Here is a 2,161-nt window from a genome sequence, read left to right on the forward strand (position 1 = left end):
TCCCGCCGCGTTCCAGCCCCTCAAGATCGCGGACAAGTTCCTCACTCCGAGAGTCGTCGATCAGGTATATCAACCCTTGTCCACTCGCGATGGCGTCACTACGTTCCCAGTCCACCTTTTCGAGTTTCTGTTCGCGTTTGAACCCCCTTTCGTCCTCGGGAACTGCATCTTTAATTGACTCCGGTGCGAGCGACGTGACTAATCCGTGAATTCCGAGACGATGTGCGAGCTGTGAGACACGCTTCTTATTAATCCCAAACTCCGGTAGTATGTTGAATGGTCCTGTCTCGGTGACGAGATATCCCTCGTGTTCTAGCCAACTGTTGGCGTAGAACATTGTGTCCACGTCAGTACACCCGTGGTCAGATATTAAATAGAGCGTCGCGTCAGGGCACGCGTTGCGGATCTCACCAATATGCTCGTCAATGATTGTCCATGCTCGCTTCGTCACATCATCACGCCAGAAAAAGTGCTGGAGGACATTGATATAGAATACGGTAAGATGAGCCACATCAACGGGACGATCCTTAAGAAACTTACGGAATGTTTCGAACCGATCGCGAATTAAATCGATGATGTCGGATGCCGCCTCGCGGTCCTTGTCTGATGTGACGGGAACTTCTGGGTGAAGCCGGTAGCCGCGCTCTTCAAGTTTGTCTTCGAGCGTGCTCGGGTACGTGTAGTCGTCTTGCTCACTTCCGGGACCCCCAGCTACCATCCAGCCGTCCACCTCGAACGGCGGATACGACATCGGGAGGTTCATGATTCCGACCGTCTTCCCGGCGTCGTTCAGGTAGTCCCAGTAGTTACTCGATCTGAACGATCGAGATGTCGGCGTGGTAAGTGCTCGGTTTTCTGTGTCGATCTTTTCCCACCAGAAGACGCCGAGCTTTCCGGGGTTCTTCCCCGTCGAATAGCAGCGCCAGTTCGGACACGTGACCGGTGGCGGACAGCTCTCCATGTCACTCCACGTTCCTTCTTCTCTGAGCGACTGGATATTCGGAAGGCTACCGGCTTCGAGCCACGGCTCAAGCAGATCCCAGTTTGCTCCGTCGAGACCGATGACAATCGTCTCCGTCATTGTTCAATTATCTTCTACTATTCGGGAGGAGTATTTGTTACTGGCGGACACAATCCTGGAAGTCGGCGTACATGGCTTCGATAGTGTCCTGAATGTTAGTTGAGAATGCGTCGAAAGAAAATCGAGAGATATGTTTATCCGAATTAATCAGTATGTCTTCTTCCAAGAATTGACTGATTACCCGTCGAATACTACTAACTGTTCCGTCATGGAGCCGTCCGTTCTCTTCGGTAACAAAGAGCCTTGGAAAACCATCATTTCGTGCTAAAACAGGCTTCCTGCTTGCGTTCGCCTCAATGGGAACGATCCCAAAGTCCTCGTTGTGACCATTAAATACGACTGCTGTACATTGAGCAAGTAGATCTAATTTCTCGTCTTCATCTACGAATCCGCGCCACTCGATATTCTCAGCGCGCTCAATCTGACCTAGAACCGAGTCGTCGACGTCCCCAGATCCGCCTGCCATCACCAGCCGCTCGTCTAGTTTCTTAAACGCTGCGACGACTTCAGGGACGCCTTTCTCCTTATTAAGTCGGCCGAGGTGAAGGAAGAACCCGTGGTCGCCCTTGTTGTAGTACTGATCCAATTCAACGGGAGGATACAGCACCTCGGACTCTCGCTTGTAGTATTTCCAGAGACGGCGTTTGATAATCGGACTATTGACGAGGTAGTGATCAACGCGTGGATCAACTGCCATGTCTCGCATCCGGAGGTACCGTATCATCGGTCGTGCAAGGATCCCGAACTTTGAGTTCTTGCGGTCGTGATAAAGATCGTAGAACCATCGAGGCGGAGAGTGGCAGTAATTAATGTGAAACGTATCATCAGGTGTGATGACCGCCCGCGTCGTCGCGCCTGACGTGATCAACACGTCCGGATCGCCGAACTCTCGCCAGTCGACATCCTCCCATTGGGCGTACTCAAAGAGGCGCCCGCCCCGCCGTTGAAGTCGTCGAATCACCGAATAGTCGAGACTGGGAGTCACATCGTTAATCCCACAGACCCATACGGGTTTGAGCCGTCTGGATCGGGGTCACCGAGCGTATATACCCAATTTGCGTTGACAGCCTTTGCGAGTTT

Annotated in this window: 2 protein-coding genes; both read right to left on the reverse strand. The window is 52.3% G+C overall.

The window, feature by feature from the left end:
* Window positions 1-1,081: alkaline phosphatase family protein (locus tag J07HQW2_RS09195; protein ID WP_021055196.1), on the reverse strand; the 1,081-nt coding region annotated here is incomplete at its 3' end.
* A gap of 37 nt (window positions 1,082-1,118) precedes the next feature.
* Window positions 1,119-2,066 (reverse strand): glycosyltransferase, encoded by a 948-nt coding sequence (locus J07HQW2_RS09200; protein WP_021055197.1) that lies wholly within the window; start codon window positions 2,064-2,066, stop codon window positions 1,119-1,121.
* Window positions 2,067-2,161: the final 95 nt, after the last annotated feature.

Origin of the sequence: Haloquadratum walsbyi J07HQW2 (assembly GCF_000415985.1) — an archaeon.
In the GTDB taxonomy this organism is placed as follows: domain Archaea; phylum Halobacteriota; class Halobacteria; order Halobacteriales; family Haloferacaceae; genus Haloquadratum; species Haloquadratum walsbyi_B.